The 21,724-nt window shown below is 36.8% G+C and carries 21 protein-coding genes and 1 other RNA gene; 6 read left to right on the top strand and 16 right to left on the bottom strand.

All coding sequences use genetic code 11. The annotated features are described in order from the left end of the window. Positions 1 to 3: 3 nt before the first annotated feature. The 4 genes from AC1DNH_RS04385 (at position 4) to AC1DNH_RS04370 (ending at position 4,837) form a co-directional block, all read left to right on the top strand. Positions 4 to 1,566, top strand: coding sequence for a DUF5689 domain-containing protein (locus tag AC1DNH_RS04385; RefSeq protein ID WP_477609320.1), 1,563 nt, complete (start codon positions 4 to 6; stop codon positions 1,564 to 1,566). 96 nt (positions 1,567 to 1,662) lie between these two features. After that, a complete protein-coding gene (locus tag AC1DNH_RS04380) occupies positions 1,663 to 3,069 on the top strand; it encodes a calcineurin-like phosphoesterase C-terminal domain-containing protein (RefSeq protein WP_477583738.1) in 1,407 nt (468 codons plus the stop codon). Positions 3,070 to 3,214: 145 nt separating this feature from the next. Further along, on the top strand, positions 3,215 to 4,114 hold the full coding sequence (locus tag AC1DNH_RS04375; RefSeq protein ID WP_477583740.1) for a glycerophosphodiester phosphodiesterase family protein: 900 nt from the start codon (positions 3,215 to 3,217) through the stop codon (positions 4,112 to 4,114). Between the two features lie 27 nt (positions 4,115 to 4,141). Further along, positions 4,142 to 4,837 carry a GDSL-type esterase/lipase family protein gene (locus tag AC1DNH_RS04370; protein ID WP_477583741.1) on the top strand — a complete coding sequence of 232 codons (696 nt, stop codon included), beginning with the start codon at positions 4,142 to 4,144 and terminating at the stop codon, positions 4,835 to 4,837. Positions 4,838 to 5,044: 207 nt separating this feature from the next. Here AC1DNH_RS04370 and bioD read toward each other — a convergent pair whose 3' ends face one another. The 4 genes from bioD to AC1DNH_RS04350 all read right to left on the bottom strand — a co-directional run bounded on the left by bioD (position 5,045) and on the right by AC1DNH_RS04350 (position 8,157). Beyond that, positions 5,045 to 5,653, bottom strand: a complete 609-nt coding sequence (gene bioD / locus AC1DNH_RS04365) for a dethiobiotin synthase (RefSeq protein WP_477583743.1) — start codon at positions 5,651 to 5,653, stop codon at positions 5,045 to 5,047. Further along, positions 5,654 to 6,775, bottom strand: coding sequence for an aminotransferase class I/II-fold pyridoxal phosphate-dependent enzyme (locus AC1DNH_RS04360; RefSeq protein ID WP_477625207.1), 1,122 nt, complete (start codon positions 6,773 to 6,775; stop codon positions 5,654 to 5,656). Positions 6,776 to 6,849: 74 nt separating this feature from the next. Further along, a complete protein-coding gene (locus AC1DNH_RS04355; protein ID WP_477586271.1) occupies positions 6,850 to 7,302 on the bottom strand; it encodes a hypothetical protein in 453 nt (150 codons plus the stop codon). Between the two features lie 78 nt (positions 7,303 to 7,380). After that, positions 7,381 to 8,157: an XRE family transcriptional regulator gene (locus AC1DNH_RS04350; protein ID WP_086546492.1), complete on the bottom strand. Its 777-nt coding sequence runs from the start codon at positions 8,155 to 8,157 to the stop codon at positions 7,381 to 7,383. 133 nt (positions 8,158 to 8,290) lie between these two features. Between AC1DNH_RS04350 and AC1DNH_RS04345 the strand changes: the two genes are divergently transcribed. Next, the gene (locus AC1DNH_RS04345; protein WP_029275228.1) at positions 8,291 to 8,641 is read left to right on the top strand and encodes a GIY-YIG nuclease family protein; all 351 of its coding nucleotides are present in this window, start codon (positions 8,291 to 8,293) and stop codon (positions 8,639 to 8,641) included. Between the two features lie 94 nt (positions 8,642 to 8,735). Here AC1DNH_RS04345 and blaB3PEDO read toward each other — a convergent pair whose 3' ends face one another. From blaB3PEDO to AC1DNH_RS04330, 3 genes are all read right to left on the bottom strand, one after another. Continuing rightward, positions 8,736 to 9,593 carry a PEDO-2 family subclass B3 metallo-beta-lactamase gene (gene blaB3PEDO / locus AC1DNH_RS04340; protein WP_477609811.1) on the bottom strand — a complete coding sequence of 286 codons (858 nt, stop codon included), beginning with the start codon at positions 9,591 to 9,593 and terminating at the stop codon, positions 8,736 to 8,738. A gap of 25 nt (positions 9,594 to 9,618) precedes the next feature. Further along, positions 9,619 to 12,792: a TolB family protein gene (locus AC1DNH_RS04335; protein ID WP_477609813.1), complete on the bottom strand. Its 3,174-nt coding sequence runs from the start codon at positions 12,790 to 12,792 to the stop codon at positions 9,619 to 9,621. A gap of 172 nt (positions 12,793 to 12,964) precedes the next feature. Next, positions 12,965 to 15,415, bottom strand: a complete 2,451-nt coding sequence (locus tag AC1DNH_RS04330) for a transglycosylase domain-containing protein (protein WP_477625206.1) — start codon at positions 15,413 to 15,415, stop codon at positions 12,965 to 12,967. Positions 15,416 to 15,559: 144 nt separating this feature from the next. On the opposite strand from AC1DNH_RS04330, the gene AC1DNH_RS04325 reads away from it, so the two are divergent. Next, a complete protein-coding gene (locus tag AC1DNH_RS04325; RefSeq protein WP_477584175.1) occupies positions 15,560 to 16,438 on the top strand; it encodes a polyphosphate kinase 2 family protein in 879 nt (292 codons plus the stop codon). On the opposite strand, the gene rnpB is transcribed toward AC1DNH_RS04325, so the two are convergent. The 9 genes from rnpB to AC1DNH_RS04280 all read right to left on the bottom strand — a co-directional run bounded on the left by rnpB (position 16,438) and on the right by AC1DNH_RS04280 (position 21,723). Beyond that, positions 16,438 to 16,820: RNase P RNA component class A (gene rnpB / locus AC1DNH_RS04320), an RNA gene on the bottom strand. The two genes, AC1DNH_RS04325 and rnpB, sit on opposite strands and share 1 nt — an antisense overlap. Positions 16,821 to 16,868: 48 nt before the next feature. After that, positions 16,869 to 17,327, bottom strand: coding sequence for a PIN domain-containing protein (locus tag AC1DNH_RS04315; RefSeq protein ID WP_477584177.1), 459 nt, complete (start codon positions 17,325 to 17,327; stop codon positions 16,869 to 16,871). Continuing rightward, entirely contained in the window at positions 17,311 to 17,538 is a 228-nt protein-coding gene (locus tag AC1DNH_RS04310; RefSeq protein WP_477584179.1) for a UPF0175 family protein, read from the bottom strand. Before AC1DNH_RS04310 ends, AC1DNH_RS04315 begins: the two co-directional genes overlap by 17 nt. A 23-nt stretch (positions 17,539 to 17,561) precedes the next feature. Beyond that, positions 17,562 to 17,984: a c-type cytochrome gene (locus AC1DNH_RS04305; RefSeq protein WP_477584181.1), complete on the bottom strand. Its 423-nt coding sequence runs from the start codon at positions 17,982 to 17,984 to the stop codon at positions 17,562 to 17,564. 169 nt (positions 17,985 to 18,153) lie between these two features. Next, the gene (locus AC1DNH_RS04300) at positions 18,154 to 18,804 is read right to left on the bottom strand and encodes an SCO family protein (RefSeq protein ID WP_477584183.1); all 651 of its coding nucleotides are present in this window, start codon (positions 18,802 to 18,804) and stop codon (positions 18,154 to 18,156) included. 156 nt (positions 18,805 to 18,960) lie between these two features. Then, positions 18,961 to 19,221 (bottom strand): YHS domain-containing protein, encoded by a 261-nt coding sequence (locus AC1DNH_RS04295; protein ID WP_477584185.1) that lies wholly within the window; start codon positions 19,219 to 19,221, stop codon positions 18,961 to 18,963. Between the two features lie 109 nt (positions 19,222 to 19,330). Further along, complete coding sequence (locus AC1DNH_RS04290) at positions 19,331 to 19,762, bottom strand: hypothetical protein (protein ID WP_477584186.1); 432 nt, start codon at positions 19,760 to 19,762, stop codon at positions 19,331 to 19,333. Between the two features lie 10 nt (positions 19,763 to 19,772). After that, positions 19,773 to 20,750 (bottom strand): transporter, encoded by a 978-nt coding sequence (locus tag AC1DNH_RS04285; RefSeq protein ID WP_477611133.1) that lies wholly within the window; start codon positions 20,748 to 20,750, stop codon positions 19,773 to 19,775. Further along, on the bottom strand, positions 20,713 to 21,723 hold the full coding sequence (locus tag AC1DNH_RS04280; protein ID WP_477581761.1) for a cytochrome-c peroxidase: 1,011 nt from the start codon (positions 21,721 to 21,723) through the stop codon (positions 20,713 to 20,715). The genes AC1DNH_RS04285 and AC1DNH_RS04280 overlap by 38 nt, the downstream gene beginning before the upstream one ends. Position 21,724: the final 1 nt, after the last annotated feature.

Here is a 21,724-nt window from a genome sequence, read left to right as displayed (position 1 = left end):
GTTATGAATAAAATAATAAGAAATATGCTGTTTGCACTAGGGTGTATTGCAGTTATAATAAGTTGTAAAAGAGATACCGATTACGTATTATCAACACCGAGTATGTTTATCCCAAATGTTGATTTACGCAAAATTTATAAAAATACCGAAGTAACGCTTACAACCGAAAATATGCGTGGGGCCAGTATGGTTAAAGGGCAGGTAATTTCTGATCATTCTACCAATAATTTGCCATCGGGTTTGCTCATCATTCAAAATACTAGAATTGTTGGTGGGCTAGATTCATTAAGAGGTATTGCCATAAACATTGGTGTCGATGCCGCGAAATATGTTCCTGGCGATTCTGTTCATGTTAAAATTGAAGGTGGAGTATTGAAACGTGTTGATGGTACGTTACAAATTATGGGCAAAACTGCTGCTGATGTTACTAAAATTGCTTCAGGTAAAACTTTATATATTTCTAGAGGATATGGCAATCTAATAGCTACTTATCCGGATAGGTACGAATGTACTTTGCTAACTATTTATAAATGTACATTCAATCCAACGTTATCTGCTACAGAAACCTTAGCGGGCGATAAAGTTTTAAATGATGGTACAAATGATTTCGGATTCTATACCGATCCAAAAGCGTCATTTGCATCTGTAAAGCCACCATATTCTGGTAATTATAAAGGGATAATAATCAATAAAATCGTTAATGATAAAATACTTCCACAACTACGCATAACTAATGCAAATGATATTGGCGCTTTAAGCACTAACATTGATGCTCCTGAATGTGTAATTTCAGGCTTTATAAGTGATGTAAATGGTGGTGATGGCAACAATGAATACGTTCAGCTCAGGGCTACTAAAGATATTAATTTTGCCAACACGCCTTTTTCTTTGATAGTTTCTAACAATGCTGGAGCATCTGTACCAACGGGTGTACCAGCACAAGGTTGGGCAACTGGCCAGCAGCGTACATACAAAATAAATCTAACTTCTGGCACTGTAAGCAAAGGCGAATTTTTTTATGTTGGTGGTATAAATAAATTAATTAACGGCGCTAATTCTACATCAATTGCCTCATCAAAATGGATTAGGGCATTAGATTATAATAAGGTGAGCGATCGTTTTAACTCAGCTAGTACAGTAACTGGTAATGCCACCACTGGTTTAATGGCAAATAGTGGTAATGCATTCGGAATGGCAGTATTTAGAGGTATTGAGGTTACCGGAGCTACTGTACCTATCGATGTATTGTGGGTTAGTACTGGCGGGCTTTTATATCAATCTGGCGGTGCCCCTAATTATGGTGGAGGTTACAGAATTGGTAATACTGATATTTACGATGTCATTAATCCTCAAAATTTAGTTCCTCAACCTTTTTACAGGGCAGGTACAAATACACAATCGTTAACCTATTTAACTGCAGATTTAGGCTATTTCTACCTTTTAGGCGGTGCTTATGATACAAAATTAAATAAATGGGTAAAAGCAAGAACGCAAACTCCAATTCTTTTAACTAAAACCTCAGCACTCACAGATATTGAGCCTGCTAACGCAACTGAAATAAGATAATAAATTATAAAAAGTTAAAAATATCTATAAAAATCTTTGTCATCTGCGGAAGAAATTATTTTATATTCTTCCGCAGTAAATAAAAAATCATTCACAATGAATAGAAGATCCTTTATTCAAAAATCTGCACTCTTAGGTACAACGCTATTCGTTAGTATCAAAGCTTTTTCTTTTTCATCGCTATTAGAAAACAAAATTTCTGGTAGGATATTAAGTAAAGGAAAAGCTATTTCAGGAGTAGTGATTTCTGATGGTTACAGTGTGGTGCAGACCGATAAAAACGGAAACTATGAAATTAAACTCCATGAGCTTGCCCGTTTTGTTTGGATAAGCACACCTTCTGGTTATGAGTTTAAAACTGAGAGCAGTATCGCACGCCATTATTATAAACCAGATACAGCAGGTAAATTAAACTTCGATCTTAAGCCGCTAAAACAAAATGATAACAAACATAATTTTATCATTTGGGCCGATCCTCAGGTGAAGAATAAGAAAGATGTCGCGCAGATGATGGAAACCTCGGTTCCTGATACAAGAGAAGTGGTAAAAGCAATGGGGAAAACACCAGTTCATGGCATCGGCGTCGGTGATTTAGTTTGGGATAATTTTGATCTTTTTCCTGCATATGATGAGGCTATTGCCAAAATCGGGATTCCATTTTTCCAGGCATTAGGAAATCATGATCAGGATTACAGGCAAGGAGGAGATGATACCTCTGACCGCACTTTTCAAGCACATTATGGCCCAACTTATTACTCTTTTAACAGAGGTAAGGCTCATTATGTGGTTTTAGATGATGTACGTTATTTGGGGGTAGAAAGAACTTACGATGGGTACATCACCCCAACGCAGTTAGAATGGCTAGCCAAAGATCTGCAGCTGGTGCCTAAAGATGCATTGCTGATTATCTGCCTCCATATTCCGGTACATAATGCAGTTAAAAATAACAATGATTTTTATGCCGTATTAAAAGATTTCAAAAATGTTCATATCATGTCAGGACATACGCATTTTAATAAAAATGTAATCAAGAACGGCATTTACGAACATAACCATGGTACTGTTTGTGGTGGCTGGTGGACAGGCCCCATTTGCGAGGATGGTACACCACGTGGCTACGGCGTTTACGAAGTAGATGGAACCAATTTGAAATGGTACTATAAATCTACCGGAAGAGATAGGAAAGAACAGCTTGATATTTATGTAGATACCTTAACGAATCAGAAAAGATTAATTGCCAACGTTTGGAATTATGATCCTGAATGGAAAGTAGAATATTTCCTTGACGGCAAACCAATGGGCTTGTTAGCTCAACAAGATGGATTTGACCCTTTAGCCCTTAAATTGTACAAAGGTGATAAACTGCCAAATCCGCGACCATTTGTGGAACCAAGATCAACAGATCATTTGTTTATGGCACATTTCGAACCATCGGTTAAAAAAGTAAAGGTTGTGGCCACCGACCGCTTCGGAGAAAAATTTGAGGCGGAAATTAATGCTTAACATCCTTATATCTGTTCCGTGCTGTCGGATCCTGTGCTGTCAGATGTTACCATCTGACAGATTATTAATTTTAAAAGCTAAACCAATTATAGATTAATAGTGTCAGATGGTAACAGCTGACGCCACTATAAAATCCCTTCTAAATATGAAACTTAATACAACAGCAATTTTTATTTTCTTGTCTGCATTTGCAGTTAAATCATTTAGTCAGGAAGTTAAATTTCCGGTATTTAGCGCAGAAGCACATCGTGGCGGAAGGGGGCTTATGCCCGAAAACACCATTTTGGCGATGTTAAACGCCATGAAAATAGAAGGAATTACTACTTTGGAAATGGATACCCATATCTCTAAAGACCGTAAAGTGGTAGTAACGCACGATGATTATCTAAGTCCGGCATTTATGCTTACACCAGAAGGGAAAGATATTCCGATAACAGATGCTAAGAAATATCCGATTTTTGGAATGAACTACGCTGAAATTAAACAGTTTGATCTGGGTACCAAGTATTATGAGCAATTTCCTCAGCAGAAAAAAGAAAAAACATATCTTCCATTACTTTCTGACCTAGTAGATGCGGTTCAGCACGATATTAAGGCAAATAAGCGCATGCAGTTTTTTTATAACATAGAAACTAAATGTAACGAAAAAGAAGATGGGATTACCAACCCTAAACCCGAAGAGTTTGTTAAACTTTTAATGGATGTAATTTTAAAGAAAAAAATCGCTGATTTTGTAGTAATCCAATCTTTTGATAAAAGGACGATCCAGATTATTCACGAAAAGTATCCTAAAATAAAAACCTCTTTTTTGGTTGCCAATAAAAAAACATATGAAGAAAATATTGCCGATTTAGGTTATAAACCCTTTATTTTAAGTCCGGTTTGGCAAATGGTGAATGAAGAATTGGTTAAAAAAGCACATGCTGATGGTGTAAAAATCATTCCCTGGACTGCCAATACCTTAGCCGATATTCAGAAATTAAAAGCCTTAAATGTTGATGGTATTATTTCTGATTATCCGGATATTTTAGTTCAGGCAAAATAGTATTTTAGGCCTTTATAAAAGTATAATATGAAAGCACTTTTTAACAAGTTATTGGTAACCGTTGTTGTATTTACACTGAGTTTTACAGCAGCTACGGCTCAGGTAGTTAAATGGGACAGCACTTACCGTCCTGGGAAATATGTTGAGCAGGTAGCGAAGTTTAAAGCCGATCCAAAATCTAAAACAGATTTTGTCTTTTTGGGTAACAGCATTACAGCTGGCACGGATTGGGCTAAACTTTTAGATCTGCCACAGGCAAAAAACAGGGGAATTTCTGGCGATATTACTTTTGGTGTTTTAGAGCGTTTACAAGATGTAATTGATGGCAAACCGACAAAGGTTTTTATCCTGATTGGTATAAATGATATCTCCCGGAATATTCCAGATAGTGTGATCTTAAGAAATTATAAAACAATGATTGCCAGAATCAGAAAAGGTTCTAAGAAAACACACATCTATTTCAATACGCTTTTACCAGTAAACAGTGCTTTCGAAAAATTTAAAAACCATTATGGCAAAGACGAACATATTCTTTGGTTAAATGATGAAATCAGAAAATTTACGGCTAAAAATGTAACGGTTATCGATCTGTATCCAAATTTTACCGATCAGGACAAACACTTAAGAGCAGAACTTACCAAAGATGGTTTACACCTTATTCCGGCAGGATACCAGGTTTGGGCCGATTTTCTTAAAAAGTCTGGTTATTTAACTGAGAAATAAATACTTGAGTCTGCAGCAATAGGCTTCGGCGGTGCGTCATTCCCAACTTGATTGGGAACCACGGAGTGCTCATGAATGCCTCCAAAAAAAGGAAAACTTATGAATAATCTTAATGCAATATGTTTTAAGATTCCCGCCTGCGCGGGAATGACGCCAGATTTTTAGAATATGTAATTGGTAGAGATAATTTTGTTTTTTCGAAACCAATTAAAGGAAAAGCTCCTGACCGGCAGTCAGCACTTTTTCTTTATCGATATTGTTGAAGCTAGGTATATTGCCTAGCTTTTTTATTTTGGTATATTGCTGGATATATCTTTCCGTTTCCACATTCTCGTTACCATTAAAAATGATGCCTTTAACCGGAATTTCGTATTGTTTAAGCAGATTGACGGATAAAAGTGTATGGTTAATGCTGCCTAAATAATTTTGTGAAACCAGTATCACTTCAACATTCAACTTTTTGATCAGGTCGATAATCAGCTCTTTTTCGTTTAAGGGTACCATTAAACCCCCAGCACCTTCAATAATCAAATTGTTCTCCGTTAAAGGCATATTGATTTTGTTCAGATCAATCTCAATACCATCTAATCTCGCTGATAAATGCGGTGATAGGGGTTGTGTTAATCTGTAGCTTTCCGGGTGGATAACGGTTTGCGTATTGCTTATTAAACTACCTAATGTTATGCTATCGCTGGTATCTAAATCTCCCGATTGGATTGGTTTCCAATAATCTGCTTTTAGTTTTTCGGTTAAAATGGCACTGATTAATGTTTTTCCGATACCTGTTCCAATGCCTGTGATAAAATATTTAGCCATTTAATTCAATTCTTTAAGATGGTTAACCAACGAAATAATTTCCTCGTCGGTATTAAAGTTGTGAAGACAGATTCTGAGCCGTTCTTTGCTCAAAGCTACTGTTGGGCTTAATATTGCCCGTACATCAAAACCTTTGCTTTGCAGTGCCGTAGCGGCCAGTTTAGTCGCTTGATTTGATGAAAACAAAATACCCTGAATAGTACTTTTGCTATCAAGTGCACTAATGTTTTGCTCTTTTAACATTTTTCTAAACAATGCAATTTTTTGATGAATCAGCTGATGATCAATTTTATTTAAGTGTTGGTATGCCGATCTAACTGCAACTATATTATGAATGGGAGCAGCTGTGGTGTAAATGAACGATCTTGCAAAATTAATAAGGTAATGGCGTAAGTTTTTACTTCCTAAAATAATGGCTCCGTGTACGCCTAAGGCTTTTCCAAAGGTTACAATTCGTGCAAATACTTTACTGGTCAGGTTAAGCTGGCTGATTAATCCGCTGCCACTTGCACCAAAAACTCCCGTAGCATGAGCTTCATCTACAATCAGGTTGGCCTGGTAGCGTTCGCAAAGGTTAGACACGTCTATTAATGGTGCAATATCTCCATCCATAGAATAAACACTTTCTACCACCACAAATATGTTTCCTTTTGCCAGTTTCAGTTTAGTTTCAAGATCGTTTATATCGTTATGAAGAAATTTATAACGTGTAGCATGACTTAACCTACAGCCATCTATAATACTCGCATGAATCAATTCGTCAGTGATAATCGTATCGCCACGCTGCGGGATGCTCGATAATAGCCCTACATTGGCATCATAACCGGAATTAAAGATCAATCCACTTTCAGCCAGGTGAAAATCGGCAATAAACTGTTCGGTTTCTTCAATAAATGCGGTATTTCCGCTTAACAGTCGCGAACCACCAGCTCCGTTCAGGTAATTAGGGAGTGTGGCTATGGTATCGTCGATCAGTTTTTTTAATTCACTAGATCTAGCAAAACCTAAATAATCATTAGAACAAAAATCAAAAGGAGGAATGTTCGTCGATAAATTCCTGATCGAAAGGTTATCTTTTCGTTCCTGAAGTTTGCCGTTAAGAAACTGTTCAATTTTGCTCATCGGTCAAAAGTAAAAAAAGCGCCCCGAATAATCGGAACGCTTTCAAAAATATAATTAATTAATGTTTGAGCTATTTATCCTTGTGCAGGAGGATTAGAAACTACAGGTGCTTTGTCTTTTTTACCTCTTCCACCCATTCCTTTTCTCATTTTCTCACCCTTTTCTTTGGCTTCGGCGCGGAAAGCATCCATTTTGGTTTTTTGTTCAGCAGTTAAAATGTCATCTATTTTAGCTTTTTGCTCATCAATAGCGGCTTTGCGTTCTTTCATTTTGCCTTTCATATCGCCTTGATCAGCAGATCTCCAAGCCTCCATTTTCTTTGCGTTTTCCAATTCAATGGCGTAAATTTTGGTCTTTTGATCAGCGGTTAAGCTTAGCTGTTTCTCTAATCTGGCGGTAACCTTTTCTGCTCTTTGCTCGGCAGTCATTTTAGGCATTGCCCGTCTTACTCTCTTTGTAGTGTCTTGAGCAAATGCAGCGGTTAATCCCATTACTGCAATTGCTATTGTTAAAATTGCTTTTTTCATGTTCTGTTTTTTATGTGTTTGTTAAATGAATAGATACATAAAAACGCAAACGGTTTAATCGGGCCTTGTTAAAAAAAGTTAATTTTTATTTAATTGAGAGATTGACTTCTGCATTTGCGCCATCATCTGAGTCAAAGTTTCCATTGTTGGATCTGGTGCAGGTTCTGGTAATGAGGTAGATATATATGCCTTGGCTTTCCAGATTTCCAGGATGTCGTCGGCAGCAATTGTATAGGCATCATATACCTTATTGTCTGATATCAGCTTTAAATCTTTATTCTCTCTGAAACGGTTACCCGCTCTTTTGTATACTACACCTTCATTTTTACTAATCACGATGTACGTTTCGCCGGTTTTTACTTCATTCCAGTTATCCAGGTATTCGCCAATAATCACACTACCTGGTTGAACTGGTAACATACTATCGCCCATAATTTCAAAAGCCCTAAAGGTACCTTGTCTTAATGCAGCTAATGGAAGTTGGAATTTAGGTAGGTCGCTAATATATTGAGGATCAGAAAAACCGTTCAAGTAACCAGCGCTTGCTTTAACCGGAACCAATTCGATATTTTCGCGATCGTTCTGATCAACAGAAATGCTCAGTACCCTTAGGTTGGATCCCTGGCTTTTTGGCTTCGGTTTCCAGCTGTCAGATATTTTCTCATTGATGAATTCATCGATGGTAAGATCAAAGTATTCGGCTATTTTTTTTAGCAAATCATATTTAGGTTCCGCCCGGTCTTCCTCGTAAGCCCCGATGAGCGATCTCTTGATTTCCATTATATCAGCGAAATTTTGCTGTGTATGGCCTTTTTTCTTCCTGAGGTACTTTAAATTATTTGAAATATTTGACATAAAAATAAATTTTAAAATAAATTTGGAATTACTAAAATAGTTAGTAATTTTATGCTCATAAAGTTAGTAATATTATTTTGATTTGCAAGAGGGTATACTAAATAGTTTAGTTTTAAGTTTTAAACACAAGATCATGAAAAAGTTTGTTTATATCGTTACCGACAGAAATCGTACAAGTATGCACGTGGGCATGAGCTCTGATTTAATGAAGACGCTGGATTTCTACAAACAGATGCCAAACTTATTTTTTGATAACGGGCAACAATTAACCCGCCTTGTTTATTTTGAAGAGTTTAAAACAGAAGCACAAGCTTTGCTGCGTTTTAAATCAATTAGCCGGTTTACACGCATGCAAAAAGAACGTTTGGTAAGATCTTGTAATCCAGATTGGATTGATTTAACTATAGGGCTCGATTTCGAAAATATTCTTTTACATCGGAATATAAGCAATCAGGTAAAACTATCATTTACGAGTTTGTCTTAATTGTTACGTTTATTAAACTAAAAGAAATTAAACTATCTCCAAAAAAAAAAAGCGATTATTTGTATTTAATCGCTTTTAACAAGTTAGGAAAAGGTTAATTTTTTATTTTTTCGAGGAAAATATTTTCCAGATCTTCAAGATTCTTGAAAAATTTACTTTTATCCATAAAGACTTTTGGATTATAAGGGGCTCCTGATTTACGCTTATCATGGAGCTCAAACTGACTTGCGTGAGAGGCAACCCAAAGATCAAAGTCAAGCTTTTTCATTGCTTTAAAAGTTTCAGTATAATCTTTTTGGATATCTTTATATGATGCTATTTCTGAGAATTTTCTATCAACAATTATGGATGGCATATTGGCAATCAAAATTTTGTAGCTAGAATTTTTATCTTTTGTATCAAATATAAAACTACACGATCCTTTAGTATGCCCAGGATGATGAAGCATTGTTAAAGTAGTGCTGCCTAATTTAATCTTATCGTTATTCTTCAATAGGAAATCAGGTTTTACAGGCTTGAAACTTATGCCATATTTCCCAAGCTCATAATCTAATTTTCCGCCTGTTTCAAGAGCATCCGCATCTTTCTCATCTACATAAAGTTTCGCGCCGGTTTCTTTTTTAATCTCGGCCATTGCACCCAAATGATCAAAATGAGCTTGGGTTAAGAGCAAAATTTTGATTGATTTATAATCAAATCCCAAAGCTTTTATATTTTCTTTTATTATTGAAAGCGAATTAGCTAAACCTGTATTTATTAATATATTTCCTTTTTCTGTTACAATTAAATAAGAAGCTAAATCATAAGTGCCAACATAATACAAATTACCTGCAATTCTAAATGGCGCTGTAGCTTGAGACCATTCTTTTGGATTATTAGCTGGCTCTGTTACTGTTTGAGCAAAACCCAAAAGACTGCAAGACAATAAAACCATTAAAAATATTTTTTTCATATGCAATTTCCTAATTAATTTCCTTTTACCACCCTGGAGCGAATGTTAAACCAAATACTCCAGTTTTAACATCCTTCCTTTGGAAAGGAATCGCATAATAAGGCTCTAATACAAAATAGCCAAAAACGTTTACCCGTAACGATATACCAATACTCATTGCTGGCACACGTTCCGTTGTAGATTGATAGGTAACTGGATTTCCTTTATCATCTTTAACAGGAACACCATTGTTATCTAATACAGGTTCTGTCGTATAGGTCGGTTCACTTTTAAACTTCACCTTGGTGTCGTTTGTCCAGGCCAATCCTGCGTCAAAGAATAAATTCAGATCAGAGAATAAAAATTTAGAAGGTATTGCAGCTAACTTTTTAGGCCCTGTAAAAGGTAAGCGTACCTCGAAGTTAAAAACGGCTATTTTACTTCCTGTTAACTGGTTAATATCGAAAGATTCTGACGATTGAGCCGAGGTGCTTTTGTAAATTGAATTTGATTCGTAACCTCTAATTAGATAAGGATAACCCAGATACATTGGATAAAGTCTATCCGCATCTTTACCAATCCTTAGGGTGTTATAACTTCGAACGGCAAATGTTACTGGCTTAGCCCTCCAATATTTACGGAGATCTGCAGTTACACCAGCAAAATTATAGGTACCAAAATACTTTTCCCCACTTACGCGATATCTAAAACCATCAAGCGGACCAGTAAGCCCAAAAATAGAGTTATCACCAATAAAGCCAGCATTTAACTGATAAAGTGTAAAAGAATTAAACGGAATGCCGTAGTCCTGAGAAGCAACGTCGTTAGAAATCCTGCTTTTGTCGGAACCAATGTAGTAACCCGCCGAATTGTAATAATTGCTATATCGGTCAACTCTATAACTATAATGCGAAAATGATCCACCCAATTCAAATCTGTGAATTTTGCTAAATGGATAAGCCCCAAAAACCTGGATCTGATCTTCAAACGTTCTGATAATATCCGTTCTGTCTGCTAAGGCATTAACAGTTTGATTATCACCTGTAGGGATATTTTCATATCCGTAAGACCTGAAACCAGATACATATGGAATGTGCGAAACTGCAGCGCCCCAGTTGATTCTGCTTTTCTGATTGATGTAACCCACTAATCCACCAAAATCGTAAATTTCTCCATTTACGGATAGATTTGCTATGATTTGATTCGTGCCTAATATATCGCTAAACATACCCACAATACCACCTGAAACACCGGTTCCGAAACGGCTGGTAGAAACACCAACACCACTATTTGCTAAATAATCTAACCTGAATTTCGGTTTGTATGGCACAGTTTTCATCGAATCGGCTATGGTTTTTTCGAAACGATCAAAATTATTTAAATTAGAATTGATGATGTTTACACCAATGTTTTCCATCGGGGGAAGGATAGCAGCATCAAAGTTTTCATCCTGATTACCAATTCGTTTCGCTTTAAAGCTGCTTAACTTAGCATTATACAAAGTATAACGTTGGTAGCGATAATAGCTATATACAATATCATCAGTTGTAGATACTGAAATTGCAGGCGAAAACTCGGTAATCCCGCTAATTCCTGTAAAATAATCAGTTAACTGATCTACTGTATTATCTGCGAAATTGTATTTATATAAATTTCTAAATCCATCTCTGTTAGAAAGGAAATAGATATTTTGACTGTTTGAAGAGAACTGTGCATTTAGGTTATTTGCTCCTGGAAAAACATTTAAATTGCTCACCGTTTTAGAAGCGATATCGTAAACAGCTAGGTTTATAGGCAGTACTGCATTAACTATATTCGCCTGAATTGCCGCTCTATCTGATGAAAATACCAATTTTTTACCATCTGGAGAGTAACTAGGTGCATAATCAGAATAAACATCGTTAGTAATTTGAGTAATTGTTTTGGTGTCTAAATTGTAGGAGAAGATATCACTTTGTCCTTCAACCATGCCCGAAAAAGCCACATCTTTTCCATTTGGCGACCATGTTAAATTACCAAATTGCTGCACCTGATCCATCGCTGTTTGAGAAACTGTGGTTCCGTTTGAAACATTGATAATCATCATCTGGTTTTTACCATGGCTGAATATACTGAAGGCAAACTGTTTACTATCCGGCGACCATGCTCCAGCTGACTCTATAAAATTGAAATCATCAATATGGCCGTTAGAAATCTGACTGCTCAACTTCCTGATAATTCTGCCGGTTTTGGCATCTGCAAGAAATAAATCAATGCCAAAAAGGTCTTTTTCTGACATGAAAGCCAAATATTTCCCATCTGGACTAAGGGCAGGGGCAACGTTCATATTGCCTGCGTTTTTATTATCGATGATTTTCGTGCCCGTAATTTTGATCTGCGAACTATCTGCTTTTAACATTGGTTTATAATGCGCGTCGATAGAATTTTTCCATAAACCCGACAATGTTTTGTCATCATAGCCAAAAGTATACCTGATGGCGTTTTCATAACCATATTTTGCAGTATTCTTAAACAACGGAACGATGGTGGTATCGCCGTACTGAGAACCTATGTAAGTCCAAAATGCCTGGCCATAACGGTAAGGGAAATATTTATTAGAGTTGGTTAAATCTTTCAATGAAGGGATATCACGGTTCAACATGGCATCGCGCATCCACATCGAAGTAAATGCATCCTTTTTTCCGATTGACAAGTATTCAGCCATACCTTCAACCATCCATAGTGGTGTTTGCCCAACATTTTCTAAGCTAATCGAATCTTTTTCGAGCAAAAGGTGATATTGAAAAGCATGAACAAGCTCGTGCCCTAAAACGTGTCTTGTTTGGCTATTTAGCTCCATAACAGGCATAATTACCCTGTTTTTTAGTGCCTCTGTAACTCCACCGGTACCAATTCCAATTTCTCCGTTAAGAGCTGTTGTTTGCTGGAAGTCAGGATGGTTGTTGTATAATATAATAGGATTTTTCTTTAAAAAAGTATCTCTAAAAACTTCCTGATGCATTTTGTACCAGGTTTCGGCGTCTTGCGAAAACCGTTTTAGAAGTTTCTCGTTTTTGATATAATAATAAATCTCGAAATGGGGGGTTTGCAAAACTTTAAAATCGAGTTTTTTATACCTTACCTTGTTTTGTCCGAAATATTGGGCCTTAACAGAAAAAGAAAGAATAAGCAGAAGCAATAAAGAAGAATATCGCTTTAATAAAGTAGAGCCTATTTTCATATATGTGGTTTTAGTAATGAAGTTCAATAATTTGCGAAAATGAAATTGTAAGAGATTTGGGAAATAAAAATAGCAATTGTTTAAAACAGTATTAAAATTTTAACACTTTTTAGAATTTTTCTGCTCAAAAGCGCAGATAGTTGAGGTATCTGGTTATTTATCGCGATAAAAACTAAGGCTGATTGTTCTCGTTCTTTTTCTTTTCTTTTTCTTCCTGACGTTGCTTTCTTCTCAGTTCTCTTTCTTCCTTTCTGGTTAAAGGAACAGTAGTTGCTGGAGGAGTTTGAACAGGTTCAACTTTCTTTTCTTCTTTTTTTACTTCAGGTTCAATGGTTACAGGAATAACCGTTTCTGGTGTTTCAGGAACGGTAAAATCTGTTGAATCTACTGCTAAGCTATCGGTTGATGTGGTATCTCTTATAATCCGTGGACTAGGGCAGTTGTAGGTTCTAGTAATATCAACTGTTGCTTTAGGGAATGGACCATATGTATAACCGGATTTTGGATCGAGGTATACTTTCTCCATAAACTTAGCGAAAATGGGTAGTGCCGTTCTTGAGCCTTCTCCTTGTTCACCGTTTTTAAAGTGTGCTGTTCTTTCATCACAACCTACCCAAACGCCAGTTACCAGATCTTTGGTTAAACCCATATACCAGGCGTCTACATAATCAGAAGAAGTACCCGTTTTACCGCCAATTTGATTGTTTTTTCTAAATAGATCCGGCCATTCCCATAATGCCTGCGATGTACCTTCTGGCTCTTCCATACCGCCACGGAACATATAAGTCATTAACCAGGCAATTTCTTCTGTTAAAACCCTTTTTGTTTTAGGTTTAAACTCATCAATTACATTGTTATCCTGGTCGGTAATTTTCTCAACTAAAATGGGATCAGTTTTGATGCCTTTATTCATGAAGGTAGCATAAGCTTTTACCATTTCGTAAACTGTAACATCGTTTGAACCCAAACTTACAGATGGAACAGATTCTAGATGGCTATCGATTCCGCACTCGTGCGCATATTTTACAACATTATCCCAGCCCACCTTTTCGGTTACCTGGGCGGTAATGGTATTTACTGATTTCGCCATTGCCCACCTTAAACTCATTTCGCGGTACGAAACACTGTAATCAGCGTTTTTTGGCTCCCAATATTTCGTTTCACCTTTATCCTGATAAGCAATTTTAACAGGTTTATCTGTAAATTTATCACAAGGACTCATGCCTTGTTCTAATGCCGTTAAATAAGCAAAAGGTTTAAAAGTAGAACCTGCCTGGCGTTTAGATTGATTAACGTGATCGTATTTGAAAAATTTATGGTCGATACCACCAACCCAAACTTTAATCTTACCACTTGCGGGTTCCATGGTCATCATTCCGGTATTCATGATTTTACCATAATAACGGATAGAATCCAAAGTAGAGAATGAAGTATCACGATCGCCTTTGTAAGTGAAGATCTGCATCCTTTTCTTTTTATTAAAATAAGCGGTAACAGAATCTGGACTGTTAGGGAATTTCTTTTGTAAAAGTGTGTAAATCGGCAAGTTTTTCATCGCCCTGTCTGGATAATTAACCTTTTGTTTTTCCGAATCGTACCAAGGATCTTCGTTGCCCCACACATTATAGAACCTGCGCTGCAAAATCCTCATCTGATCGGCAACTGCTTCCTCAGCATATTTTTGAAGTTTAGAATCTATAGTAGTGTAAATTTTTAATCCATCTTCATAAAGGTCGTAACCATTATCAGTACACCATTTCTCCAAGTATTTTGCCACAGCAGCCCTTAAATAAGAGTCACCATCGCTGCCATCCTGCATTTTGCCTTCTTTTAGTTTAATCGGCTCCTTTGATAATTCTGTCAAACTATCTTTGCTTAGGTACTTGTACTTGTTCATTTGTGCAAGCACCACATTTCTTCTTTCTAATGCTTTTGCCGGGTTTTTAGTTGGATTATATAACGTTGTGCCCTTTAGCATACCCACAAGCATGGCTGCATCTGTAGTGGCTAAATCTTTTGCTTCCTTATCAAAGTAAATCCGGCTGGCTGTTTTTATCCCATAAGTATTGTTACCGAAAGAAACGGTATTCAGGTACATAGTGATAATATCATTTTTAGAATAGTTAGATTCTAACTTTACAGCAGTCATCCATTCCTTTAATTTTACAATTAAGGTTCTTACTAGAGGTATTTTGATCAATAATCCCTGCGATTTATTATACCGCGTACGATAAAGGTTTTTTGCCAATTGTTGGGTAATGGTACTGGCCCCGCCATCTTTTCCTAAACCAACAACTGCACGGCCAACCGCTTGCACATCGATACCCCAATGTTTGTAGAAACGCACGTCTTCGGTAGCGACCAAAGCCTGCACTACGCTTGGTGCAATTTCATTATAATTTACAGGCGTTCTGTTTTCTTTAAAGTATCTGCCAATCAGTTTTCCATCGGCAGTGTAAAGTTCCGAACCTACACGAAGGGTAGGCGCTTTAATATCTCGAACACTTGGTGAGTAGCCAAATAGCCACAAAAAGTTTAATTGAAGGGCAGAAAAGAAAATTATTATAAAAAATAAAAATATTGTAGAATAACGTAAGTACTTGTTTTTTATCTCTTTAAACATATTGGATAAGATGATCTTTAGGTAAAAGCTGTGGCGTTAAATATAAAAAACTCTATATGCAAATTAACGTATTTAATTTACTTATTTTTTAGTTCTATATTTAAATTATTGATGCATCGATTTATCTAAAACCAATACATGATTATGAAAAACGAATTTAAAGGATTAATTGTACAAGGCAATAAGAAATTTTCTTTAAAAAATCACAAAACAGATTATACTGGCGGTTATAATAAAGAAAAAGCTAAAGATGCATTGGTGAATTCGAAAATAGAACTCAATCATTTACAGGAGAAATTATATGCATCTGGAAAACATTCCGTTCTGATTATTTTTCAGGCAATGGATGCTGCAGGGAAAGACAGTGCAATCGAACATGTAATGAGTGGACTAAATCCACAGGGATGCCAGGTTTATACTTTTAAAGTGCCAACGTCAGAAGAATATGAACATGATTTTTTGTGGAGACATTATAAAGCTTTGCCAGAACGTGGCAGGATAGGTATTCATAACCGTTCGCATTATGAAAACGTTTTGGTTTGTAAGGTGCATCCCGAATATGTTTTAAGCGAAAATATCCCAGGGCTTAATGATGTAAAAAAGATCAATAAAAGCTTTTGGCAACAGCGCTATAAGAGTATCAGAAATTTTGAAGAACATTTAACGGCCAATGGAACGGTAATTTTGAAGTTTTTTTTAAATGTGAGCAGAGATGAACAAAAACAACGCTTTTTAGAACGTATTGATGATCCTACTAAAAACTGGAAATTCTCTTCGGGCGATATTAAAGAAAGGGCTTTATGGGATAAGTATATGGAAGCTTACCAGGACGCGATTAACGAAACAAGCACAGTAGAATCGCCTTGGCACATCATACCTGCCGATAAAAAATGGTTTGCCCGATTGGCAATAAGTGAAATTATTGAAGATAAATTAAAAAATCTGGATCTGAAGTTTCCTGTTTTGGGCGAAGCAGAAGTGGCCAAACTCGACGAAACAAAAAGTATTTTATTAAGTGAATAAAAAAATGCAGGTCTATAAGCCGGGTTCTGTTTCCTGATTGCTCAGGATTTCTATCATTTATCCACTATAAACGTTGCCGTTTATCTCTAACGACCTACCCACTAACATCGGACGGGCAGCCCTACATACGTTAGCCTATTTGGTCTTTCAACTCTCGGGGTTTACAAACCACTACAGTCGCCTGTAATGCTCGTGCGCTCTTACCGCACGTTTTCACCCTTATCCCGACGTAAAGTCAGGACGGTATATTTTCTGTTGCACTAATCCGTAATTCAGGTTTTCATTCCTGAACCCCTTTCCGTTAGAAAGCGAGATGCCCTGCGTTGCCCGGACTTTCCTCTCTCTCGATTTTACCCGAGACAGCGATAGAATAACCTGCATTTTGCGTAAAGATGGGGTTTTTATCCATATTATCACAATCGTGATAATACTATTCATTTGCGAGTGCATATATTTCATCTAGCACCTTTTTAGAAAATCTAAAATTTGTTTCTTGTATTTTCTGAATAATAGGTTTTATTGAAGGGATAATACCGACATTTTTTGCTTTTAAAATTATGCCCAATGTGCCCGTGAAAAGGAGATTTAGTCTTCTAGCCAGTTTCCTGCCTTTGTTATCGTCTAAAATAAGAAGCGAACTTTCTGATTCTAGTGCTAAAGTAATAGCACTTGCTTCGCCAGCATCAATATCTAATGAGTTTTGAAAAGTAATATTTTTAGGCGTTCTAATTTGGATCCAAGGAGGTAAAGGTGAACCAAATTCTGAAGCAATAGTATCTGTTGTGATAATTTCTGAAAAAAGTAATTTCAAAAGGCCCAGCTCCCCAATTTTTTCTAATAGAATGAAGCAACTGGTATCAGCGATTACTATTTCATATTTTTTCTGCATCACTTAACATTTCTGAAACGGGATAGTTAAGTATTGAAACGCCATAATCAGAAAGTAATTCTGCAAAAGTATGTTTTGATAAACCAACCATAGCTGCTGCTTGGCCTAATGATAGTTTTCCAGATTCGTACAACTTTGCAGCGATAAAGCGCACCGTATCGTGCTCATGTTCGCCTAAGCTATCTGGAACTTGTAGAGTTATCGTTGTCATACCTTAAATATACAAAATATTATTTATTTACAATTCTGCAAATCCTTTGAGACCTGCGAATAGGGTACAAATCCCTGCTTATTGCCAAACGAATTGGTGATATAAACCATTACCTGTGCTACGTCAATATCAGCCAGTTCAGGGAAAGCGGGCATTTTTTCTTTGTATTCTTTTCCATGGACGATCAAAGATTCGTTTGCCCCGTTTTTGATAAAACAAGCTAAGCGGTTTTTGTTTGTTTTTAAAAATACCGAATCAGTTAATGGAGGTGCGAGCTCACCCAATCCTTCGCCATTTTCGCCATGACAATTCTGGCACTTGGCTTTATAAATATCTTTTCCGTTCGACATGTAATTCTGCAGATCGATTGTTTCCTGGTTTTGGCAAGATAAGATGATGCCTATAATGAAAAGGAAAAAGATTGAATTGATAATGTACTTGCGCATTGATGTTTTGTTAATATTAACCACAGATAACTAAAGATAAACACAGATTTAGTTATTATCTGTGTTTATCCTGTATATCTGTGGTAAAAACTAGTTTGGTTATAGAGCAAATCATTGGAGATAAATTCTTTTTATTCCGTGTAGATCCGTGTCTCCGTGGCTAATAATTTTACTTTTTGTACTCAGCCAATAAAACCGGGATATCCTTTTTTAATTGTTCTACCTGCTCTTCTTTAGTGCCATCATAAGCACCGCGGATCCGTCTGTCTTTATCGATTAAAACCAGATATCCTTGATGGATATACCCATCTTTAGCAGTACTATCTTCGCCAACAGCCACTAAATAGTTCTTTTCTGCCAGTGTATATACGCTGTCTTTACTTCCATAAAGAAACTGCCATTTTGGTCCGTCTACACCTAATTTTTGAGCGTATTTTTTCAGAACGTGTGGTCTGTCATATTTAAAATCGATGGTGTGCGATACAAACATCACATCCGGATTAGTTTTAAATTCATTGTAAACCGACATTAAGTTGCGGTGCATGGTAGGGCAGATGGTGGTACAAGAAGTAAAGAAAAAATCAGCAATGTAGATTTTACCATCTGTTGCCTTGTTCGTTGTTACTATGCTATCCTGGTTTAAGAAAGACCAATTTGGAATAGTTTGGTAAACGGTATCAATTTTCTCTATTCCAGCTGCATCTCTAACGGTTTCGGCATGACGTTCGCCATAAAAGGGAAGTTTTCTATCTTGTTTACAAGCGGTAAATATGGAAACAACTAGCAGACAGGTTGCAATGTAAGCAGTAATTTTATTCATGATTTTATGTTAAAAGTGTAAATATACGAGGTATTCTGTCTAGAACGTTAATTGTTTGGAAAAGTCCGGGGCCAGATGTCCGAAAGTTCGAAGTTTGGGCGTTTAAAACGATTTTGGCTCCATATCTTCCAACTCTGGTCTTTGGACTTCCGATTATTACTTTTTAATGTATTTCGTCGGCTCCGCTACAAATTTCTGTTTACAGCTCTCCGAACAGAAACTATAGCTAACCTTATTATAAACCGTAGTTTTAGCTGCCTGGGCTTTTACTTTCATTTTACAAACCGGATCTACCGTTGCTTTCTTTGCAGAATCGATACGGCTTGTTTTTGATCCGTTGATTACCAGTGTCGCATTTGATTTTAATGATAGAGTTGTTAATCCAATTAGGATTATTGCGAAATTTAATTTTTTCATTTTGAATTGTTTTAAAGTCCAGGGCCGGATGTTCGAAGACCGAGGTTTAGATACTTAAATTGTTAAGATCTATATCTTCGGCCTTCTGACATCTGACTTCCCGACTGTTTTATTTAACTTGATATACGTTTATCAACGAATCTGATTCTCTGGTAACCTTGATGTAACTATCTTCAACGGCCCTTATTTTCACCATTTCGGATTTATAATAATCAAGATCTTCCTGTTCGGTTTTTCCTTTAAAATCGTCTTTGAAGAAGTGCATCCAATCCATCATTTTTTCATCGGCTGCATTTAACCGTATAATTAAATCGTTTATTTTTTGTTTTTGTAGTACCGAATCCTGAGCAAGTTTAATCTGATCTGAAACCAAGAGTTTGTCTAATTTCATTTTGTTCTTTACTACTTTTTCCCCATCAATCATTAATTTATCGTGGATGTTAAGTACTTCCTGGCGTATCGCTTTCGAATCAGGTTCCGTTTTACAGGAAAAAAGCAAAGTAGTTACTAGGTACAATACCGTAAGATTTAATCTGTTCATATGCTGTGATTTAAAAATTATAAGTAATTCCAACATAAACCTTTCCTGCACTCATTGGGTGATCGGTTTCAGCTTCCCAGATATTCTTTTGAATACCTGCATTTAGCGCCACATTCTTATAAAAAACATCTATACCTGCGCCGCCCATCAGATTATTCATGACGTGTTCTCCTGTTTTTTGGCCCTGGTATTTTTCTCCGCCAGAATATTCATAAAAAAACTGCGCTGATGGCATAACCTGAATATCTTTGCCAACTCTTTGGGTATAAAAAATATTTAAGAAACTGGTCGTGCTGTTAGCAATACTTTCATCGCGGCTGTTGGTTCCATTAACCTTGTATGAGGTATTTAGGCTCGCCCCAAATTTTCCTAAGCCTACCATGTAGTTTAGGTATACAAAACCATCGGTACTTCCTGTCCCAGCTTGCATCAGCGAAGAATAACGGATACCCGCCGCATTTTTGAAATCGTTTTTACCTGTTGGCAATTTTATACCAGCTCCGGCAATCAATTGTTGTTTGAAATTATCTTCTAGTTTTTGCACGAGATGGTAACCTGCATACAAATTAATATCGCCCAGGCTAGAAATGGAGGAGGTATAACCATTATAGCGCTCGCTATTGGAAACATAAGGTAAAATGGCATTGATTTCCAGTTTGCTGTTGATGAAATATTTACCTCTAACCTCTAAAGAACGGTAAAGTTCATAATCATCTGGATTGCCCGCATGATTGGTTATTGGTGAATCCTGACTTCGCGCTGGGATAAAGAAATTTCCTCCATTAGGGAATAATGAATGTGATTGCCCTTCATAGCCGCTAAATGAACGATAACGGTATAAAACGCTGATGCTGTTGCGGTTGTAATAAGGGGTGATGCCCATAAAACAACCGCAGATATCGCAGGCAAAAGCCTGACTGCTCATGAGTAGGAAAATTAAAATCAATAATTTACGACTCGCTGTATAGTGTGTTTTTGATAAATTCATTGTCTGTTAATGTTTTTAAAAAGGCCTTGATCTGCTCTTTTTCTGTGGTATTTAAAGGGATGCCATTTTTTAGTTGAACGTCGAGATTTACTGATGCTTTAACGCCCGAATTATAATGTTCTAAAACCTCATCCAAGCTGTAAAAGCGCCCGTCGTGCATATATGGACTCGTATATTCGATATTGCGTAAGGTAGGTACCCGGAACTTTCCTAAATCTGAAGCTACACCCGTAATATGCGATCGCCCTTCATCGGTACTTACCAGATCTAATCCGTTACTGCGGTAAGAAAAATCTGTGAAAAATGGCGCTGCATGGCAGGATGTGCATTTTTCTTTGAACAGATTGTAACCCGCCAATTCTGCAGAGGTAAAAGAAATACCACTCTCTTTACGCATTACCTTATCGTATTTCGAATTGCCAGAAACCAATACTGCCGTAAATTGTGCAATCGACTTTAAAATCAGCTGCGAATTGATTTCTGTTGAACCAAAAGCTTGCTTAAATAAATCAGGATAAGGAGCCGTGTTTTTCAGGAACGCAACGATTGTTTGTATATCAGTACCCATTTCGCAGGCATCGGTAATGGCATTGAGCGGAGAAGTTTCGATGTTTTTTACACCTCCATCCCAAAAGAACGCTTTTTGCCATGCCAGATTAAAAAGTGGAGGCGTATTCCGTTTTCCCTGGCAATTATTTACGCCATGACTCACTTTATGATCAAGTTGTGTAAAAGCAGCAAATTGTTGGTGGCAGCTTCCACATGAAACGCTTTTATCGGCCGATAAGCGAGCTTCGTAAAATAACTTCTTGCCCAGTGCAAAACCTGCATTACTTAGTTTATTGTCTTCGAAATTGTATACAGGAGCAGGGAAGTTGGCAGGAACCAAAAAGGTAATTTTCTTTTCCTCAGGCGTTACTTCATCTTCATTCTTGCTACAGGCATACATCAACGCAATGCTTAAAAAAAGCATT

The organism is Pedobacter sp. 01N310, assembly GCF_056399805.1.
Note: the sequence above shows the minus strand (reverse complement) of the source record. Positions and strands in the feature narration are given on the sequence as shown.